Source organism: Streptomyces sp. NPDC015345, from assembly GCF_043078805.1.
In the GTDB taxonomy this organism is placed as follows: Bacteria; Actinomycetota; Actinomycetes; order Streptomycetales; family Streptomycetaceae; genus Streptomyces.
In genome coordinates, this window is the sequence record NZ_JBIBTX010000004.1 from 709,732 (window position 1) to 729,820 (window position 20,089).

General features: G+C 72.4%; 15 protein-coding genes. 7 read left to right on the forward strand and 8 right to left on the reverse strand.

Annotated features, from left to right (window positions below):
- Positions 1 to 3: 3 nt before the first annotated feature.
- Positions 4 to 2,022: an acetoacetate--CoA ligase gene (locus ACF062_RS20325; protein WP_392139953.1), complete on the forward strand. Its 2,019-nt coding sequence runs from the start codon at positions 4 to 6 to the stop codon at positions 2,020 to 2,022.
- A 9-nt stretch (positions 2,023 to 2,031) separates the two neighbouring features.
- The gene (locus tag ACF062_RS20330) at positions 2,032 to 2,523 is read left to right on the forward strand and encodes a MaoC family dehydratase (RefSeq protein ID WP_392139954.1); all 492 of its coding nucleotides are present in this window, start codon (positions 2,032 to 2,034) and stop codon (positions 2,521 to 2,523) included.
- 54 nt (positions 2,524 to 2,577) lie between these two features.
- Here the strand turns inward: ACF062_RS20330 and ACF062_RS20335 are convergent, their stop codons facing one another.
- From ACF062_RS20335 to ACF062_RS20350, 4 genes are all read right to left on the reverse strand, one after another.
- Complete coding sequence (locus ACF062_RS20335) at positions 2,578 to 3,594, reverse strand: zinc-binding dehydrogenase (protein WP_392139956.1); 1,017 nt, start codon at positions 3,592 to 3,594, stop codon at positions 2,578 to 2,580.
- A gap of 23 nt (positions 3,595 to 3,617) precedes the next feature.
- Positions 3,618 to 4,424 (reverse strand): alpha/beta fold hydrolase, encoded by an 807-nt coding sequence (locus ACF062_RS20340; RefSeq protein WP_392139958.1) that lies wholly within the window; start codon positions 4,422 to 4,424, stop codon positions 3,618 to 3,620.
- Positions 4,425 to 4,427: 3 nt separating this feature from the next.
- Positions 4,428 to 4,730 carry a hypothetical protein gene (locus tag ACF062_RS20345; RefSeq protein WP_392139960.1) on the reverse strand — a complete coding sequence of 101 codons (303 nt, stop codon included), beginning with the start codon at positions 4,728 to 4,730 and terminating at the stop codon, positions 4,428 to 4,430.
- A 66-nt stretch (positions 4,731 to 4,796) separates the two neighbouring features.
- Positions 4,797 to 6,239 carry an NAD(P)/FAD-dependent oxidoreductase gene (locus ACF062_RS20350; protein ID WP_392139962.1) on the reverse strand — a complete coding sequence of 481 codons (1,443 nt, stop codon included), beginning with the start codon at positions 6,237 to 6,239 and terminating at the stop codon, positions 4,797 to 4,799.
- Positions 6,240 to 6,539: 300 nt separating this feature from the next.
- Between ACF062_RS20350 and lanKC the strand changes: the two genes are divergently transcribed.
- From lanKC to ACF062_RS20370, 4 genes are all read left to right on the forward strand, one after another.
- Positions 6,540 to 9,158 (forward strand): class III lanthionine synthetase LanKC, encoded by a 2,619-nt coding sequence (lanKC, locus tag ACF062_RS20355; protein ID WP_392139964.1) that lies wholly within the window; start codon positions 6,540 to 6,542, stop codon positions 9,156 to 9,158.
- A 6-nt stretch (positions 9,159 to 9,164) separates the two neighbouring features.
- Positions 9,165 to 9,281: a SapB/AmfS family lanthipeptide gene (locus tag ACF062_RS20360; RefSeq protein ID WP_223772607.1), complete on the forward strand. Its 117-nt coding sequence runs from the start codon at positions 9,165 to 9,167 to the stop codon at positions 9,279 to 9,281.
- A gap of 67 nt (positions 9,282 to 9,348) precedes the next feature.
- A complete protein-coding gene (locus ACF062_RS20365; protein WP_392139966.1) occupies positions 9,349 to 11,163 on the forward strand; it encodes an ABC transporter ATP-binding protein in 1,815 nt (604 codons plus the stop codon).
- A complete protein-coding gene (locus ACF062_RS20370) occupies positions 11,160 to 12,998 on the forward strand; it encodes an ABC transporter ATP-binding protein (protein WP_392139968.1) in 1,839 nt (612 codons plus the stop codon). Before ACF062_RS20365 ends, ACF062_RS20370 begins: the two co-directional genes overlap by 4 nt.
- On the opposite strand, the gene ACF062_RS20375 is transcribed toward ACF062_RS20370, so the two are convergent.
- From ACF062_RS20375 to ACF062_RS20385, 3 genes are all read right to left on the reverse strand, one after another.
- A complete protein-coding gene (locus tag ACF062_RS20375; RefSeq protein ID WP_392139970.1) occupies positions 12,967 to 13,572 on the reverse strand; it encodes a response regulator transcription factor in 606 nt (201 codons plus the stop codon). The two genes, ACF062_RS20370 and ACF062_RS20375, sit on opposite strands and share 32 nt — an antisense overlap.
- A gap of 73 nt (positions 13,573 to 13,645) precedes the next feature.
- Complete coding sequence (locus ACF062_RS20380) at positions 13,646 to 15,163, reverse strand: carboxylesterase/lipase family protein (protein WP_392139972.1); 1,518 nt, start codon at positions 15,161 to 15,163, stop codon at positions 13,646 to 13,648.
- A 21-nt stretch (positions 15,164 to 15,184) separates the two neighbouring features.
- Positions 15,185 to 16,099: an MBL fold metallo-hydrolase gene (locus tag ACF062_RS20385; protein ID WP_392139974.1), complete on the reverse strand. Its 915-nt coding sequence runs from the start codon at positions 16,097 to 16,099 to the stop codon at positions 15,185 to 15,187.
- A 188-nt stretch (positions 16,100 to 16,287) separates the two neighbouring features.
- Between ACF062_RS20385 and ACF062_RS20390 the strand changes: the two genes are divergently transcribed.
- Positions 16,288 to 19,131 carry an AAA family ATPase gene (locus tag ACF062_RS20390; protein WP_392139976.1) on the forward strand — a complete coding sequence of 948 codons (2,844 nt, stop codon included), beginning with the start codon at positions 16,288 to 16,290 and terminating at the stop codon, positions 19,129 to 19,131.
- A gap of 1 nt (position 19,132) precedes the next feature.
- Here the strand turns inward: ACF062_RS20390 and ACF062_RS20395 are convergent, their stop codons facing one another.
- Positions 19,133 to 20,071 (reverse strand): multiprotein-bridging factor 1 family protein, encoded by a 939-nt coding sequence (locus tag ACF062_RS20395; protein ID WP_392139978.1) that lies wholly within the window; start codon positions 20,069 to 20,071, stop codon positions 19,133 to 19,135.
- Positions 20,072 to 20,089 lie beyond the last annotated feature (18 nt).

A 20,089-nucleotide genomic window follows, 5' to 3' on the forward strand; every position in this document is an offset into this window, starting at 1 on the left:
AACATGACCGCCGGCCCTCTTCTGTGGTCCCCGCCCCATGACGTTCTCGACCGCTCCCGCATCGGCGACTACCTGCGCTGGCTGGCCCACCGCCGCGGGCTCTCCTTCGACGGCTACGCCGAGTTGTGGCACTGGTCGGTGACCGACCTCGACGGCTTCTGGTCGTCCCTGTGGGAGTACTTCGAGGTGACGCCGACCACCCCGGCCACCGCGTTCGTCGACGCGCCCGCCATGCCGGACGTCCAGTGGTTCCCCGGTGCGCGGCTCAACTACGCCGAGCGTGTCCTGAGCATGCCCGGCGTCGCCGGATCGACCCCCATGGTGTTCGGGCACTCACAGACGAGGGAACCCGTCGTCCTGACCGCCGACGAGCTCCGCGACCAGGTCGCGCGGGCACGGCGCGGACTGAGCGGCCTCGGCGTGGGGCGCGGTGACCGGGTGGCCGCCTATCTGCCGAACATCCCCGAGGCCCTGGTGCTCCTGCTCGCCTGCGCGAGTCTGGGCGCCGTCTTCTCCTCGTGCGCCCCGGAGTTCGGTGCCCGTTCGGTGCGCGACCGGTGGCGCCAGATCGCGCCGAAGGCCCTGGTGACCGTTACGGGCTACCGCTCCGGTGGCCGGCTCGTCGACCGCGCGCCGGAGGTCGCGGAGATCCGGGCCGCACTGCCGAGCCTGTCACACACCGTGACCGTGCCGTACGCGGGTTCGGGCGTCGACTCCGCGCTGTCCTGGAACGACCTGCTGGCCGAGACGGACGGACCCGCTTTCGAACCAGTGGATTTCAGCCATCCCCTGTACGTGCTGTACTCGTCGGGGACGACGGGGCTGCCCAAGCCCATAGTGCACGGCCACGGAGGCATCCTCCTTGAGCATCTGAAGATGCTGGCCCTGCACCACGACCTGGGCCCGGGGGACCGCTTCCTCTGGTTCACCACCACGGGCTGGATGATGTGGAACTACCTCGTCTCCGGACTCGCCGTGGGCAGCGCGCTGGTCCTCTTCGACGGCAACCCCACCCATCCCGACTTCAGCGCCCCCTGGCGGCTCGCCGCCGAGTCAGGGACGACGTACTTCGGTACGTCGGCGCCGTACCTGATGGCGTGCCGCAAGGCCGGCCTCACCCCGTGGCGGGACCTGGACCTCTCCCGGCTGCGCGGTGTCGGGTCGACGGGCGCCCCCCTGCCCGCGGAGGGGTTCCGCTGGGTGTACGAGGCGTCGGCCGACGGCAAAGCGGCACCTCCCATGCTCACGTCGCTGTCGGGCGGCACCGACGTGTGCACCGGTTTCGTCGGCGGAATTCCGCTGCTGCCCGTCGTCGAGGGCGAGATCAGCTGCCGCTGCCTGGGGGCGAGGATCGAGGCGTACGACCCCGCAGGACGGCCCGTCACCGGCCGCACCGGAGAACTCGTGGTGACCCGGCCGATGCCCAGCATGCCCGTCGCCCTGTGGGGAGACACCGACGGATCGCGGCGCCACGCCTCGTACTTCGCGAGGTTCCCCGGGGTGTGGCACCACGGCGACTGGATCAGCGTCACCGACCGGGGTACCTGCGTGATCAGCGGGCGCTCGGACGCGACGCTGAAGCGCGGCGGGGTACGCCTGGGCACCGCGGAGTTCTACGCCGTGGTCGAGGACGTCGACGAGGTCGCCGACTCCCTCGTCGTCCACGTGGAGGGGACGCAGGCCGGCGCCGACAAGCTGATGCTCTTCGTCGAGCTGCGCGAGGAGAGCGCCCTGGACGCACCGCTGCGCGAGCGGATCAACCGTGCGCTGCGCACCGCGCTGTCCGAGCACCACGTCCCGGATCACATCGTCCAGGTGCCGGCCGTCCCCCGCACCCTGTCGGGCAAGAAGCTGGAGGTGCCGGTCAAGCGCATCCTGGCCGGCGCCGAACCCGAACGCGTGGTGGCCCGGGGCGCCTTGGCCGATCCCGGATCACTCCGCGCCTTCGAGGACGCGGCGGTCCGCTACCGTACACGTCATCGTCCACAGAGCCTTGCCGAACCCAGCCGTGGAACCGAGTGAGAGGGCCCCATGACGACGACCACCCCGGCCACCACCGACAACTTCACCACCCCCATCGAAGACCGGTACTTCGAGGACTACGTGCCCGGCACGGTGCATGTCTTCGGCAGCAGCACCCTCACCGAGCAGGACATCCTCGAGTTCGCCCGGCGCTTCGACACCCAGAGCTTCCACACGGACCCCGTGGCGGCGCAGGACGGACCGTTCCAGGGGCTGATCGCGAGCGGCTGGCACACCACGGCCGTGATGATGCGCCTGTACGCGGACCACTACCTCAGCAAGGTCGCGTCGCTCGCGTCCCCCGGCGTCGACGAAGTGCGCTGGCAGCGGCCGGTGCGGCCGGGTGACACCCTGTCGGTGCGGGCCACGATCACCGGGGCCCGCGTCTCACGCTCCAAGCCCGACCGGGGCCTCGTGCACACCGACGTGGAAGTGTTCAACCAGCACGGCGAGACAGTGCTGACGATGACCATCATGAACATGCTGCGGCGCAGGCCATAGCGGGACCGGCCCCCCTTCCGACCGCCGGGAGCGCTCCACCGCGCTCCCGCACCGCTACGCGAACGTCAGCACGATCTTCCCGATGTGCCGCCCGCCCATCATCTTCCGGAACGCGCCATCGGCCCGCGTCACCGGAAACGGGGTGTACGGCAGCGGCGCCAGCGCGCCCGAGGCGAACAACGGCGCCAATTCCCCGAGGAGCTCACCGACAAGTTCCGGGCACCGGTCCATCAGCAGCCGGAGATCCACGCTGTGCATGCTGAGGCTGTTGCGGAAGGGGCCCAGGCCGAGCGCGGCGTCGGCCATGATGTCGCGCTTGCCGATCTCGACGAACCGCCCGCGGACCCGGAGCAGCTCCAGTCCACGGCGCAGCAGTTCCCCCGTGAGGGAGTTGAGGACGACATCGACCCCTTCGCCGTCGGTGGCTGCGAGGGTCTCGTCCCCGAATGCCGTGCTGCGGGAGTCCATGACGTGCCGCACGCCTTGCTCGTGCAGGTATTTCCTTTTGTCGGGAGTTCCGGCGGTCGCCAGCAGCTCGGCCCCCCGCATCCTCGCCACGGCCAGCGCCGCCGACCCCACTCCGCCGGCCGCGGAGTGGATGAGGAGCCGCTCGCCGCGCCGGAGGCCGGCCATGCGGACCAGGCCGTACCAGGCGGTGAGGAACGCGACGGGCACCGTGGCCGCCTGCGCGAAGTCCATGTGATCGGGCACGGGCATCACCGATGTCACCGGCACGTTGACCTCGGAGGCGAAAGCCCCCTCGGTCACGGCCGCGACACGGTCACCGATCTCGAACGCCGTCACGCCCGGCCCGACCGCGGCGACGACGCCGGCGCACTCCAGGCCCGGCCGCGGCGGATCGTCGAAGTACTCGGCCGAGAGCCCCATCGCCGTGAGCACGTCGGGGAAGTTGAGCCCCGCGGCGAACACCTGGACGGCCACCTCGCCGGTGCGCGGCGGCCGCGGCTCGACGGCGGCCATCTCGAAGTCCAGCTCGCCGAGGCGCCGTTGACGCAGTTCCACACGAGCGGCCCGGCGGCCGCCGGTGTCCGTCGAATACAGGCGCTCCATGGATCCCTCCCGGGGAAACGGCGTCACACGGCGGTGTGGAAGAAGTCGACGAGGATGCGGTTGACGTCCCCCGGGCGCTCAAGGAACCCGAAGTGCCCGCAGTCCTCCAGCAGTTCGAAGCGACTGTCCGGGATGGCGCGGGCCACCGCACGCCCCATGGCGGGCGGCATGACGATGTCGTGGGCGAACGCGAGGACGAGCGTGGGACACCTGATGCCGCCCAGCGCCGACAGCCGGTCGCCGGTGACGGTGGCCTCGTACTGGGCCGCGAATCCCTCCCCTCGCTGCGGGAAGAGCGACAGGGTCGTCAGCCAGTCCTCGGCGAACTTGTCGTCGGCCAGGGTGTCGGGGGCGAACAACTGACTCATCGTGGCCACCGACGAGAACCACACGGGCACCGCGTCACCGGCCCGCATGGCATCCGCGCAGCCCCGGGCCAGCGCGTCACGGAAGGCGTCCGACCGCCCCCGGGTCGCCAAGAGCGCGAGCCCGCCGACCAGCCCGGGATGCTCCCTGGCCAGCTCCTGGGCGATCATCGCGCCGATCGAGACGCCCGCCACCAGGCAGGGCGCGATGTCCAGTCGACGGATCAGCTCCGCCGTGTCGGTCACGAAGTCGTCGAGCGCGTAAGGGCCGGGCGGAGTGTCCGATGGGGCGCTCCCGCGGAGGTCGAAGGTGATGACCTGGAATCCGGCCCGTACGAGATCCGGCACCTGATGCCGGTCCCAGACGGCCGCAGGTGAAGCGGCCGGACCGATCAGGAGCAGCGGGTCACCCTCACCCCGCACTCGGTAGGAGAGCTGGACTCCGTTGACCGTGGCTGTGGGCACGACTCAGCCGGCCTCCGTCACCGTGGCCGACGCGGCGGCCGTGTCCGCTTCCGTCGACCCGCCGAAGAACTTCTCCTGGATCGTGCGCAGGGTCTGGAAGTCCTCGGTCCTGAGCTGCCGCCGATCGATGACCTGCCCGCTGGCACGTTCGATGACGACGACGAACTCGATCAGCGAGAGGGAGTTGACCAGTCGCGTGTCGAACAGGTCGAGGTCGGGGTCGATGTCCTCGAAGTCCTCGATGTCCTCGATGTCTGGGTTTTGCTCGTAGATCCACGTCAACACCTCGGGTGGCAGCGCAGACATGTGTGTTCTCCTTCGTCTGGAGGGGTGACGGCCCCCGGGGCACCCCCGGGAACCGGACGTCGGGGCTCAGCGGCCGGCCTGCGCGTGGTCGCCGGAGGGCGCGGCGGCCGGACGCGCCCGCTTGACACCGAGGGCCGGGTGGGTGACCAGGTACAGGCCCGAGGCGTCGTCGTAGAGATCACTGGGCTCGATGCGGAGCGCACTGAGATTGGCGGTCTGCCCCGCCGGGGCGTTCTCGTCGGCACGCTGCCGCGCCTGGGCCGCCTCCTCGATCAGCTCCGGCATGGCGCTCGTGCCCCGGGAGTCGGCCGCGTCCTTGAGATCGCTGAGTCCCGCGGATATCTCGGCGAAGGCCCCGTTCGGACGGTCGTACCGCTCCTTCTCCCTGACCAGGCGCTGGGCCAGCCAGAAATAGCTCTCGGTGCCCTTGTACTGCTCGTAGACACCGGACACCAACACGATGAGACGGGCGTAGGCGTTGCGGAACAGGGACTCGTAGAACCCTTGTGCCTCACGCTCGTTGATCTGCCCGCTGTCAGCGCCGATCACGGACGCGGCCGCGAGCACGGCGCTGTACATCGCCAGATGCACTCCGGTGGAAAGCAGCGGGTCGAGGAAGCAAGCGGCGTCCCCGACCAGGAAGTAGCCGGGACCGCAGAAACTGTCGGCCACGTAGGAGTAGTCCTGCTCGACCCGCGTGGGCCCGGTGAATCCCGCGCCCGCCAACTGGCCGCGCACCGTCTCGGATTCCTCGACGAGTGCCAGGAGCATCTCGTCGTCGGACGCGAATTCCTTGCGCCGCTCGATGAAGCGCGTCTTGTGCGTCACGAACCCGATGCTGAATTTCCCGTCCCGCAGCGGAATGACCCAGAACCAGCCGTCGGGCGTGGACACCACGTTGAGGCCGCCCGGGGGCGTGCCCTCCAGCAACTCGCCACCGTCCCAGTAGCCCCAGATCGCGACGTTACGGAATATCTCGTGGGCCCGCCGGTTCCGGAAGTGCTGCGCGGCGAGCACTCCCGAGCGGCCGGAGGCGTCGACAAGGAAGTCGAACTCGGTCACGCGCCGGGCGCTGCCGCGCCCGGTGTCCACCCACTCCGCGGCCACCGGGCGGTCTCCGTCGAAGACGACCCTCTTGACGTGGGCGCCCTCGACGACCTCGACGCCCTGTTCCTGCGCGTGCCGCAGAAGGATCTCGTCGAACTCGGCGCGCTCCACCTGCCAGCCGCGCACGTCCGGGCCGAAGAGCTCCGCCCAGTCGATGGTCCAGTCCTCGGCTCCCCACCTCAGCAGAGCACCGCGCCGACTGGTGAACCCGGCGGCGTCCACCTTCTCCAGGACGCCGGCGATATCCATCATGACCCTGCATGAGGAGGTGAGCGATTCACCGACGTGGTATCGGGGAAATTTCTCCCGCTCCAGCAAAGTGACGTCGATACCGGCGCGGGCCAGCAGCATCGCGGTCAGTGAACCTCCCGGCCCGCCGCCTATCACCAGAACATGTGACATCGATGATCCCCTCACTTCGCATGGCTGTCGGGAAGGGCCCCGACGACACACAACCACGCGGTGGTTAAGGGCCGGCCTCATCACCTCTAAAGGAGTCCTTAACCCCTGCGCGTCACGGTCCGTACATGTGATTTTCACGAGTAGTGCGTGACAGTGAGTGGTGTTCCCCACCGCGGAATTCTGGGAGAGTCGCAGGTAAGCGGTGCTCCGGCGGCCGGGAAGCGACATTCCCCCGCCCGGCGCCGCCGCGCGAAACAACCACTTCAGGGGCTGACCCGCCCCGGAAGGGGATGGCCCCAAGTGGACAAGCGCTACGAGGTCTACTGCCTCATGGACGCGCGCTTCTACGACACCCCGGCCCGCGCCCATGGCGACGGCACCGCCTTCGCGCAGGCCCGGCGTCCGGCTCCGGACACGTGGCAGCGCTCCGAACTCGACGACTGGATCGTGCTCCGCCCCGACGGCGCCCGGCTTCCGCTCCAGGGCTGGAAGATCCATGTCTCGGCGTGTCTCGACAACGCGGCGCGGATCCTCACCGACGTATGGGACTACTGCGTCCCACGTCGTATCCCTTTCAAGTTCCTTCCCGGCAAGGACGAGCTGCTGCTCGCCAACGCCAAATACGCGCACCGGGGATCGAGCGGGAAGTTCGTCACGATCTACCCCGCCGACGAGGAGCAGCTGGAGCGCGTCCTCACCGAGCTCGACACGGTCCTCGGAGGGCGGCCGGGACCGTACGTCCTGAGCGATCTGCGCTGGGGCGAAGGGCCGCTGTACGTACGGTACGGGGCCTTCGCCGAGCGCTTCTGCGTCTCATCGGCGGGGGAGGTCGAGCCGGCGATCGAGGACGGCGGCGGACAGCTGGTGCCGGACGTCCGGGGGCCGACGTTCCAGGTGCCCGACTGGGTCGAGCTGCCCGGCTTCCTCGCCCCCCACCTGGCGGCGCGGGGCGGCGCGCGGGTCGCCGACCTGCCGTACCGGCTGGAGAGCGCCCTGCACTTCTCCAACAGCGGCGGCCTGTACGCCGGTGAGGACCTGCGAACCGGGGAGCGCGTGGTCCTCAAGGAGGCCCGGCCGTACGCGGGCCTGACCGCGGACGGCCGGGACGCGGTGGCCAGGCTGCACCGCGAGAGGGAGACCCTGGAGCGCTTGAGCGGCCTCGACTGCGTACCGGCGCTGCGCGATCACTTCGTGATGGGGGAGCACCACTTCCTGGTCGAGGAGTTCGTCGAGGGCAAGGAACTCAACCATCTCTTCGTGGAGCGCTACCCCCTGACCCGGCTGCGGACCGACGAGAGGGTGACAGCCGACTACACCTCCTGGGCCATCGGCGTGTACGACCGCGTGGAGCGGGCCGTCACACGGATCCACGAACGCGGTGTGGTCATCGGTGACCTCCAGCCGTCGAACATCATCGTCCGCCCGCACGGCGGCGTGGTGCTGATCGACTTCGAGGGGTCGGCGGACGTGTCGCAGGAGCGGCCCCAGTCCCTCGGCGCCCTGGGCTTCACCGCGCCGCGCGAACGCCGGGGCACCGCCGTCGACGACTACGCCCTCGCCTGCCTCAAGCTCTTTCTCTTCATGCCGCTGACCTCCCTGTTCTCCATCGACCCCGGCAAGGCGGGACAGCTCGCCCGGGAGGCGGCGCGTGTGTTCCCGCTCCCCGACGGCTTCTTCGACCAGGCGGTACGGACCATCACCGGCGCCGACGGGGCCACGGGCGCGGAGCCCCGGATCCGGCCCGACGACGAAGGCTGGGCGGAGGTCCGGGAGTCGCTGTCCCGCGGCATCCTCGCGGAGGCCACGCCGGAGCGGGACGACCGGCTCTTCCCCGGCGACATCGCGCAGTTCGCCACGCCGGGCGGTGGCCTCGGCATCGCGTACGGCGCGGCCGGCGTGCTGTACGCGCTCGACGTGACCGGCGCCGGGCGCCACCCCGACCACGAGGAGTGGCTGATCCGGCGGGCCCTGCACCCCGAGCCGGGGACCCGCCTCGGCTTCTACGACGGCCTGCACGGCGTCGCGTACGTACTCGACCACCTCGGCCACCGGCGTGAGGCGCTGAAGATCCTCGACCAGTGCGCCGGTGAACGCTGGAAGGAACTCGGCCTCGATCTCCAGGGCGGCCTGTCGGGCATCGGTCTGAACCTCCTGCACTTCGCGTCGGCCACCGGCGACCCCGCCCTGCACGACGAGGCCCGGGACGTGGTGGACGCCGTGGCCGCCCGCCTCGGCCCTGCCGACTCCGTACCGGAGGTCAGCGGCGGCCGGCACCCGTACGCCGGCCTGATGCGCGGTTCCGCCGGGCCGGCGCTGCTCCTGCTGCGGTGGTACGAGCACACGGGCGACCCCGCCTTCCTCGACCTGGCCGCCACGGCCCTGCGGCAGGACCTGCGCCGGTGCGTCGTGCGCCCGGAGGGCGAGATGGAGGTCGACGAGGGCTGGCGGACGATGCCCTACCTCGCCGACGGAAGCGTGGGCATCGGGCTCGTCCTCGACGGCTACCTCGGCCATCGCCAGGACGGCCGGTTCCGTACGGCCTCGGCGGCGATCCGCAGGGCCGCCGAGGGCGGGTTCTACATCGAGCCCGGTCTGTTCCACGGCCTCGCCGGGATGATCCTGCACCTCAGCCGCGCGCACCCCGCGGGAACCGCGGCCCGGCGCGATCCAGTGGTCGCGGACCACATACGACGGCTGGCGCGGTACGCCGTGGTCCACCGGGGCCACCTCCTCTTCCCGGGCGAGGAGCTGCTGCGGCTCTCCCTGGACCTGGGATCCGGCAGCGCCGGCGTGCTGCTGGCACTCGGCGCCGCCCTCCACGACCGCCCCGTACGACTGCCGTTCCTCGGACCACTCGGGGAACCAAGGCCACTCGGGCAATCCGGACCACTCGGGCAAGAAGCAGCAGAAAGGAGGTGACAGGACATGACGATCCTCGACCTGCAAGGCATGGATCTGCCGGACAGCGCTTCACCGCCGCCTGGCAGCCGGGCCAGCAAGCAGTGCAGCGGCGCGAGCAGGTACAGCCTGCTCCTCTGTTGACACCCGCCGGGGCGGGGACGTCGAGCGCGTCCCCGCCCTCTTTCTGTGTCCGTACCAGGAGGCGTCCATGGACCGACGTGCCGCGGGCCCGCGTCCCGGCGGCCGGCCTGCCGCGGACCGGCTGCTCCTGACGACGACGCGCGCGGGCGGGCCCTGGGTGGCCGCCATGATGGCCGTCTCGCTGCTGCTCGCGGGCATCTACACCGTGCTGCCCGCCCTGATGGGCCGTACGGTCGACGCCGTGCTCGACGGCGGTGACTTCGCCCTGTGGCTGGGCCTGAGCGTCGCGGCGGTCTGCGTGCTGATGGCGGCCGACACGCTGGACGACTTCATGGGAAAGATGGCCGAGGCGCGTTCCACCGCGTGGCTGCGTCACACACTGCTGGGGCACGTACTGCGCCTGGGCCCCCGGGCCGCGCGACGGTTCACGGCCGGGGACCTGGTGAGCCGTCTGGTGGGCAACTCCGCCCGCACCGGACAGGTGGCGTCGACGCTCGTCTGGGCCCTCATGGACCTTGTGCCCCCGCTCGGCGCGATCGTCGCGCTCGCGCTGATCGACCCGTGGCTCTGCCTCACCTTCCTGGTGGGGCTGCCCGTCGTCCTGGCCGTGGTGCGGACCTTCATCCGGGACGCCTCCGGCATCAACGAACGCTACTTCGACGCGCAGGGCCAGGTCGCCGCCCGGCTCGTGGACGCCCTGTCCGGCATCCGGACCATCACGGCGGCCGGAACCGTGGACCGCGAGGTGCGGCGCGTGCTCGGTCCGCTGCCCGAACTGCGCCGCCACGGGTACGGCATGTGGGGCGCCCTCGCGCGGGTCTCATCGCGGGAAGCCCTGGCCATCCCGCTGCTGGAGGTCGCCGTGCTCGCCGTCGCCGGTCTGGAGCTGGCGCGCGGCCGGATCACCCCCGGGCAGATGCTCGCGGCCGGCGAGTACGTGGTCCTGGCCACCGGCATCAGCTCGCTGGTGGCGTCCGCGAACCGGCTCGCCCTCGCGCGGGGAACGGCCGGCCGGGTCGCCGAAGTGCTCGCGGAACCGCCCATGACGTACGGCGGTGAACCGCTCCCTGAAGGACAAGGGCGGCTGGAGTTCCGGGGCGTCACGGTACGGGGGCCGGACGGCGCCGCCGTACTGGAGAACCTGTGGCTGACCGTCCCGGCAGGGGCCCTGGTCGCGGTCGCCGGGCGCTCCGGTTCCGGCAAGTCCGTGCTGGCCGCCCTCGGCGGGCGCCTCCTCGACCCGGACGAGGGCGAGGTGCTGCTGGACGGCCTGCCGCTGCGCCGGCTCGACCGGCACGCGCTGCGGCAGGCGGTGGCCTACGGATTCGAGCGGCCCGTCCTGCTCGGTGAGACCTTCGCCGACGCGATCGGGTTCGGGCCGGCACCCGTGGGACCGGACGAGGTGGCGCGGGCGGCCACGGCGGCGCGGGCCGACGCGTTCATCCGGCGGATGCCCGAGGGCTACGGGACGCCGCTCGCCGACGCGCCCATCTCGGGGGGCGAGGCGCAGCGGGTGGGACTGGCACGGGCGTTCGTCCAGTCGGGGCGGAGGGGGCGGGTGCTGGTACTGGACGACGTCGCCGCGAGCCTCGACACCGTGACCGAGCACCACATCAGCCGCATCCTCACCGGCACGGGCGCCCTGGCGGGCCGCACCCGGCTGGTGGTCACGCACCGCGCGTCCACCGCGGCCCGCGCGGACCTGGTCGTCTGGCTGGACGCCGGTGGCGTACGCGGGCAGGGTCGCCACCGCGACCTGTGGGCGGACCCGGGCTACCGGGCCGCGTTCCAGCCCGAGGCCCCGGTCACGGGGGCGGGCACGGACGCGGCGGCGGTGGGCTCCGGCGGGGTGACCGGTGTGAGAACCGGGGAGCGGGCGTGAGCGGCAGGGCCGGAGGGCTGCTGCGGGAGTCGCTCCACCGGCGCCGTGGTGAGTTCCTGCGCCTCACGGGGTGGTCGCTGGTGCAGGCGGTTCCCGCCGCTCTGTCCGGGTGGATGGTCGCCCGGGCCGTGGACGACGGCTTCCTCGCCGACCGGACGGGGAAGGGCCTCGCCTGGCTGGTGGCGCTGGCCGGCGCCGTCATGGTGGGCGCCTGGGCGACGCGGCGCGTGACGCTCGGGCTCTCGGCCGTGGTGGAACCGCTCCGCGACGAACTGGTCACCCTCGTCACGTCCGGCACGCTGAACCGTTCCGCGCAGGCGGGGCGCCCCGTCGACACGGGCGGCGTGGCGCGCCTCACCGAGCATGTGGAGATCGCCAGGGAGGCCTACGGCGCCGTCGTCATGTTCGTGCAGGGCTTCGTCGTCACCGCGGCGGGTGTGCTGCTCGGCCTGGCCGCACTGGACCCGGCCCTGCTCGTGTTCGTACTGCCGCCCCTGGTCCTGGGGCTGGCGCTGTTCGCGGGGGCGCTGAGAGCCATGGCCGGGCGGCAGCGGGACGTGGTGCTGGCCGACGAGCGGATCGCGGAGTCCGCGAGCGCGGTGACGGGCGGACTGCGGGACGTGGCGGCGTGCGGGACCGAGGACCTCGTACAGCGGCGGGCGGGCGAGCGGATCGACGCAGCGGCGCAGGCCACCCGGGCACTGGCGCGGATGACGGCGGTACGGACCGTGTCGCTCGGCATCGGCGGGTGGCTGCCCCTCGTACTCATCCTGGCGGGAGCGCCCTGGCTGGTGCAGCGCGGGGTGTCGGCGGGAGCGGTCCTCGGCGCGGTGACATACGTGTCGCGCGGCCTCCAGCCCGCCTTGCAGGGCCTCGTCCAGGTGCTCGGCGGCAGCGGGCTGTGGCTGCTGGTCACCCTCTCCCGGATCGCGGAAGCGGCCGAGCGGACCACGCCGGACACGACCGGCACGGCGGACGCACCACGGGGCCACCCGGGCACGGTGCCGCCGGGCGGCTTCGGCGGGGTGGAGCTGCGCGGTGTCACGTTCGGTTACGCGCACTCGGCGGAGCCGGTGGTCGACGGGCTCGACCTCGTGCTGCGGCCGGGCGAGCACCTGGCCGTCGTGGGGCCGAGCGGCGCGGGGAAGTCGACGCTCGCCTCGCTGGTCGCGGGGGTGCTCGAACCGCGGGCCGGGCGGATCCTGCTGGACGGCGTACCGGTGCGGGCCCTCGGCACCGGCACGCTCGCCCGGCACCGGGTACTGATCCCGCAGGAGGCCTACGTCTTCGACGGCACGCTGTGGGAGAACCTCACCTATCTGGCGCCCGATGCCACCACGGCGCGGGTGGACGCGGCGGTGGACGCGGTCGGCGCCCGGCCGCTAGTGGCGCGACTGGGCGGTTACGACGTGCCTGCCGACCCGCGGGAACTGTCGGCGGGGGAACGCCAGCAGGTGGCGCTCGTCCGCTCGTACCTCCCCCCTGCGAGGCTGGTGCTGCTGGACGAGGCGACCTGCCATCTCGACCCGGCATCGGAGGTCCGCGCGGAGGAGGCGTTCGCCCGCCGCCCGGGCACGCTGCTCGTGTGCGCGCACCGGATCAGCTCGGCGCTGCGGGCCGACCGCGTGCTGGTGCTCGACGGCACGGGCACCGCCCTCGGGACGCACGAGGAGCTGCTGGCGGGCTCCGCCCTCTACCGGGACCTCGTCGGACACTGGGAGGTCACGGAGCCCTCGCGGGCCGCGCGGTCCCCGTCGGCCGCACAGTCCCCGCCGACCGCCCAACGCCCGCCGGACGCGAACGTCACAGCCAGCCGGACCCCCGGGCGATCCTGATCGCGTCGATGCGGTTCCGGGCGGCGACCTTGCGGGTGATCGCCGACAGGTGGTTGCGGACGGTTCCCACGGACAGCGCCAGCCGGTCGGCGATCTCCCGCGTCGGTGCGCCCTCGGCGGCCAGCCGCAGGACCTGCCGTTCACGCGGCGTGAGGGGGTTCTGCACCGCGTCGAGCACGAGTACCGCCAGCTCGGGGGCGATGTAGCGCTGTCCGCCGACCACCTTGCGGATGCCCTCGACGAGCCGGTCGGGAGGCCCGTCCTTGCCGATGAGCCCGGGCGGCCGCAGGGCCAGCACCGTGCGCAGCCGTTCGAGCGTCGGCGCCCCCGCCACCAGGAGGGTCCGGCACTCCGGAAGGTACTGGCCCATCTTGCTCGCCGTGGCGAGCGCCTCGTCCTGGTGGCCGTCGACGTCGATGACGACCACATCGGGGCGGTACGAGAGCGCTCGCGCGAGGACCAGCCCGTCTCCTCCGGTCTCCGCGACGACCTCGATGTCGTCCTCGCGGGTCAGGAGGGCGGCGAGTCCTCCGCGCAGCAGCCCGTTTTCCTCGACGAGAAGAACACGGATCACTGTGGCTCCCTGCTATCGCCTCTGCCTCCGAAGAATTATCCCCGGTTATGTCCAGAAAGGCCGTTTATCGCGCTCACCCCGGCGGACGGGGGCGTATCCAGGCCCTTCGTTCCTGGCCTCGGGGGTCGTCCAGCTGGGTCCACTCGGCGTCGATGCGCATCGTGGCCCGGCGCCCGGTGTCGTACGGGTCCCAGCCGGGATCGCCGGTGGCGGCGAACCGGACCCAGGCCGCGTGCACGCGGGCGGCGAGCGCCGCCGGGGGCCCGCCGGGGCCGAGCAGCCCGCCCGCACCCCGCAACCGGGGAAGCTGCGCGAGATCGAAGACGAACGGCAGCTCCACCGCGTGGGCGGCGCCGAGCTCTGCGTTCAGTGCCCGCGACCGCCAGGCGAACTCGTAGGCGAAGGTGGCGGACTCGGGGAGGGCGGCGTGGGCCTCCGCCAAGGCCCAGCTGCCCGCGCCGAACAGCGCGTCGCCCAGGATGGCGGACCGCAGCTCGCCGAAGGACGCCTCGGGGCGGGACATGCGGTACGTCTCGACGAGCCGCGCCGGATCCGGGTGGGCGCGCGCCGCCGTGTCGTCGATGTCCGCGGCGGTCGAGGTGGCGTACTTGCCCACGGGAGCCAGGTAGAGGTTTCCCTCCTCGGTGTTGGTCCCGATGAGCAGGTCGATGCCGACGCCGAGGCCGGCGGCGACGGATGCGGCGGGCTGCGTGTCGAGGACCAGGGAGAAGGGGCTGAGCCCGGCCAGCGGGTCGTGGTGTGTGTCGGTCCGCAGGTCGATGCCCGCGAGCCGGGAGGCGGCCTCGACCAGGCGCTCGTCGGAGATGTCCGCGAAGGCGTCGGCATGGGGCTCGATGCCCAGGGACCCGGCCGCCGCCGTGGTGACGCGGGCGGCCTGCTCCGTCGTGAACGCGCCCAGGCCACTGCCGCTCTGGACGATCGCCCGGCGGACGAGACCGGTGGCTGCGGGCGTGGCGAGAACGCCGCCGACGATGGTCGCCCCGGCCGACTGGCCGAAGAGGGTGACGTTGTACGGGTCACCGCCGAAGGCGGTGATGTTCTCCCGCACCCAGCGCAGCGCGGCGACGACGTCGAGCAGACCGCGGTTGGCGGGCGCATCGGGGAGGTCGAGGAACCCGGCGATGCCCAGCCGGTAGTTGAGCGTGACCAGGACGACACCGTCGCGGGCGAAGGCGGAGCCGTCGTACAGCGCGGACCGCGTCGAGCCCGCGACGAATCCGCCGCCGTGCACGAACACCATGACGGGCAGGCCACCGGCGGCGGGCGCGGGCGCGGGCGCGAAGACGCTGACGGTGAGGTAGTCCGCACCGCGGCTCCAACCGGCGCCGAAGTAGGGGGACATGTCCACGCTGCCGAGTTCGCGCGCGGACTGGGGAGCGTTGGGTCCCGGCGCGGTGGCGTCTCGTATGCCGTCCCACGGCTCGTGCGGCCGTGGCGGGGCGAACCGGCCGGCGCCGAGGGGAGGCGCGGCGTAGGGGATGTTCAGGAAGGCCGCGGTGCCGTCGTCCTGGCGCAGACCGCGGACGGCCCCCCGCGCGGTGATCACGACGGGGCCGGGGTGGTGGTTCACGGTGATGCCTTTCCGAGGGTCTCAGCCCTGCTCGGTGTACGGGGTGAAGGGGGCCCAGCCCTTGACGGCGAACTGCGTGCCGTCCCGCACGACTTCGGCCGCGCCGTGGCCGCCCAGGTGCGCGGGGAGCACGAGGGCGTTGTTGTCGGCCGCCCGGCCCAGGATCTTGCGTCGGGTGGCACGGGCGCCCGCGGGGTCCTCGCAGAAGCAGCTGTTGGCGTCCGGCTCCAGGATCTGCACCGGGGTGTGCAGCAGGTCGCCGACGAACACCGCGCGGTCCGACCCGGAGGCGAGGGTCAGCACGGAGGAGCCGGGCGTGTGTCCGGGAGCCGCGTCAAGGCGCAGGTCGGCGTCGATCCGGTGGCTGTTCTCCCACAGCAGCGTCTGGCCGGCCCGGTGCACCGGGGCCACGCTGTCCTCGAAGACGTTCTGGTTGCCGCGGCCGAGCAGTGGCTTGTGGCCGTTCTCGGGATTCCAGAAGTCGAAGTCGTCCTTCGGCATCAGATAGGTGGCGTTGGGGAAAGTGGGTACCCACTGCCTGCCGTCCAGATACGTGTTCCAGCCGACGTGATCGATGTGGAGATGTGTGTTGATCACGATGTCGACGTCCTCGGGCTCGACGCCGGCGCGCGCGAGCTCGGCCAGGAAGTCCGTTTCGAGACGGCTCCAGACCGGCGCGTACGGGCGGTCCTTGTGGTTGCCCACGCCGGTGTCGACGAGGATGGTCCTGCCCGCGCTGCGCAGCACCCACGTCTGGATGGCGGACTTCACGGTATTGGTCTCGGGGTGCAGGAAATGCGGGATCAGCCAGGAGGCGCCGTCGTCCCAGACTTCCTTCGAACTCTCCGGAAAGAAGGTGTCGGGCGTCATTTCGACGGAACCGTAGTACTCCCGGACCCGGGTGACGGTGACGTTGCCGAGCTTGATCTGTTCCATGGGTATTCCTCAAGAATTCGGAGGCTTTCCTGGAACCGTACGAGCGGGCTCCGGCCGCGCGGTATCAGTCATGTGACTGCACCGGTCCACAGGGCACGGGCACCGCGTCCACGCTTGTAGCCTGAGGGCGAGGACGACAAGGCAGGACGGCACCGATCGACGAACACCATTCCTGGAGACCGGACCCCGTGGAAGAGCAAGCAGGCGACCCCCGTCCGGTCGCGGGGCCGGAGCCGGACGGGAAGAGGGCGATTGTCGGCCGGGACGCGGAACTGGCACGCCTCTTCCACATGGTGGACTCGGCGTCGGCCGACCCGGTTCTGATGCTTCTCGGTGATGTGGGCATGGGGAAGACCGCGCTGCTGGATCGCGCGGTGCGCCGGGCCGAGGCGAGCGGCGCTCGTGTCCTGCGCGCCGAGGGCAGCGAGTCGGAGTCGAGCCTCGCGTTCGCTGCCCTGCACCAGTTGCTGCGGCCGGTATCGGCTGACATGGACGGACTGCCGCTGAGGCAGCGCGCGGCGCTGCACGGTGCCTTCGGCGCCGGTCCGGCCACCGCGGAGCCCGACCTCATGCTGATCGGTGTCGCCGTCCTGAGCCTGCTCTCGGCCCTGGGGGACCGAGGACCCGTGCTCGTGGTGCTGGACGACGCGCAGTGGTTCGACCGTGCCTCCGTGGACGTACTGTCCTTCGCCGCCCGACGGCTGGTGGGCGAACCGGTCACGATGCTGCTCGCAGCCCGCGTCGGTGATCGCGTCCCCGGGTTCGACCGGCACACGCCGACGCTCACGCTCGGACCGCTCGACGACGACGCGGCCGGCCGGCTGCTGGACCTGCAACCGCGGCGCCCCACCGGCAGCATCAGGACACGGATCCTCGACCAGTCCGCCGGCAACCCGCTGGCGCTGACCGAACTGACCAGGGCGGCCACGGCACGCGATGCGGCCACCGGGCACAGCGCGGTCTCGGCACGCAGCGCGGCCACCGCACGCAACGCCGCCGCAGAGCCGCCGGCCACGGGCCCGCTGCGGCTCACCGATCACCTGGAGCAGATCTTCGCGGCCCGCCTGCGCGCCCTCCCGGCCCCCACCCGTCGCGCCCTCCTGCTTCTGGCCGCCATGGACACCGCCGACTCCGCGACCGTCATCCCTGCCGTACTGCCGGACACCACCACCGCCGACGCGTGGTTGCCCGCCGAGCAGGCCGGTCTCGTCCGGCGGACCGGCCTGGAACTCCGGTTCAGCCACCCGCTGGTCCGGTCCGCCGCGTATCACGCCGCGCCCGTCGAAGCCCGGCGCGCGGCCCACCTGGCACTCGCCGAACTGCTGCGGGGCGAGCCCGACCGGCGGGCCTGGCACCTCGCCGCCGCGGCCACACCTCCGGACGCGGACGTATCGGCGCAGTTGGAACGGACGGCCGACCGGGCGCGCCGCCGCGGCGGCCACGCGGCGGCGGCCAAGGCCCTGCAACGCGCCGCGGAACTCGCGCCGTGCGAGGACAGCGCCCGGCTGCTGGTCGAGGCCGCCGCGGAGGCCGTGTTCACCGGTGACCTCGCCTGGGTCGAGGAACTGGCGGCCTCGGTACGCGCGCGTACCGACGACGCGTCGCTCCTGGCCGGCGCCGCCGCACAGGTCGGGCGACTGGCCGTACTGACCGTGCGCCACACCGTGGTCTTCTCCCGGCTGGCCGACGCCGCCGAGCAGTTGGCTCGCACGCGGCCCGCCACCGCGCTGGATCTCCTGGCCGGTGCCGCCGTGGTCCGCTTCTACCGCGGAGAGGACGCCCAACGGCACCGTATCCAGGACATCCTGGCGAGCCTCCCCCAGGACGCGTCACACGCGTGGTCGCGCACTTGGATACGGGCCGTGTCCGACCCCTTCGCCCACAGGGCCGAACTGCTTTCCCTGCTCCCCGAGGCCGCGGCCGAGGCGCGACGCCGCCCCGAGCGGCTCACCGCTTTCGCCATCGTGGCGTGGCTGCTGGACGAGACCCCCGAGGCCGTCCGCGCCTTCGACGAGGCCTTCGACCGCTGGGGGTTGCGCGGACCGCTGCCGGAGGGGCTGGGCGGCGCGGCCGCCTGGAGCTATGTGGAACAGGGAAAGTGGGGCCGGGCCCGGGAGGCCATCGCCCGCAGCGGCGCGGTCGCTTCGGCGGCCGGCCTCGACCACGCCGAGGCGTGTGCGGCCGCGGTGGACGCCGTCGTGCTGGCCTACCAGGGGGATCCGGCGGCGGCCCGCGCCCGGGCCGAGGAGGCGCTCGCCCTGGTCGACCCGCTGGAGAGCCGCTCGGTGGCCGTCTATGCCCGTCGCGCGCTCGGCGCCGCGGCCCTCGCGGAAGGCGCGCACGAGGCGGCGTACGACCAACTCCGCGCGGTCTTCACGCCAGACGGCGCCCCCGTGCACTACCACGCCTCCTACCCGGCCCTCGCGGATCTGGCCGCCGCCGCCGTGCGCAGCGGGCGCCGCGAGGAAGCGACCGTGGTCGTCGAGCACTGCGCACGCGCCCTCGCGGCGGGCGCCTCACCCCGCCTGCGCGCACTGATCAGCCGGGCCCGCGGCCTGCTGGCAGAGCCGGCGGACGCCGAACCGCACTTCCGGGCGGCGCTGGCGGACCCGCTGCTGAAGCACTGGCCCTTCGAACGCGCCCAGGCCCTGCTGGACCTCGCCGAGTGGCTGCGGCGCCGTCGGCGCATCGCCGAGGCCAGGGCGCCGCTCACCGAGGCCCTGGAGACCTTCCGGCGCCTTGGCGCCCGCCCGTGGATCGAGCGCGCCAGGGCCGAGGCACGCGCGGCCGGCCTCGACGTCACGGACCCGGCCCCCGACGTCCTCGCTGAACTCTCCCCGCAACAGCGGCAGATCGTCAGGCTCGCCGCCCACGGGCTGACCAACCGCGAGATCGGCGACAAGCTCTTCCTCTCCCCGCGCACGGTCGGCTCGCACCTGTACCGCAGCTTCCCCAAGCTGGGCATCACCGCCCGCTCCCAGCTGCGCGACCTCATCGCCACCACCCACGCGACGGCCGACGACCAGGGCTGAGTCAGTCCCACTCCCAGCGGATGCCATGGATCCCGGGGCGGAGCAGGGTGTCGGCCAGATGGACGTTGTGCCGACTGCTCAGCCGCAGTTCCGTGAGGTGGTCGGCCGGTGTGGACACGTTCGGTTGCCAGGCGCGGTAGCAGCGGGCGGGCAGGGCGGCCGGATCGAACTGCACCTGTAGCAGGTACGCGTGGGCGGGGAAGCGGAACCAGCGCTGGTAGAAGTCGGTCGGCGGTCCGTCCTCCCGGTAGCCGAACCCGTACTCGATCACATAGGTCTCGCCGCGCTGGAGCGGGCGCTCGAAGAGCAGTTCCACCGCTGTGACGCCCGTGTCCGGGTCGGTCCGTACGCGGCCCGTCCGGCAGTACGCGCCGTGGCGGACGTCGGGAAGCCGGCCCAGTTCGTTGTGGTGCACCACCACGTGGCGGTCGACGCCGTCCGTACGCGCCCGGAACACCAGCCGGGTGTGCACGCTCCGCTCCTCGTGGTCGGGGCCGACCCGGAAGCGCTCGTGACAGCCCAGCCATTCCAGCTTGCCGTCGGCGTTCTGCTCGATCTGGCCGAGCAGCCGGCCGACGCTGCCGGGCACCGGGCAGAGATCGCGGTAGGACAGCGCGCCGGGCACCTGCCGGGCCCAGCGGCCGCGGGGGCGGGGCGGGCCGAGCCGGGTGACCAGGGACTCCCGCGGCAGGCCCAGGATCTGTTCCAGGGCGCGGACGGCACGCAGCGAAGGGGCGCGTTCCGGGCGGCAGCGCCCCCGCTGCCAGTTGGAGAGGCTGGCCACGCTGACCTGGATGCCGCGTTCCGCGAGCCGGGCGTGCAGTCTGTCGAGGCTGAGGCCGCGGGCCCGGATGGCCGTCCGCAGTGCCTCGTCGAAGGAGTCGGCGTACGGGAGTTGCGCCTGCCCGTGGCTGGGTGCGGTGCGCGTACTGGTGACCATGTGCGGGGTCCTCCTGAC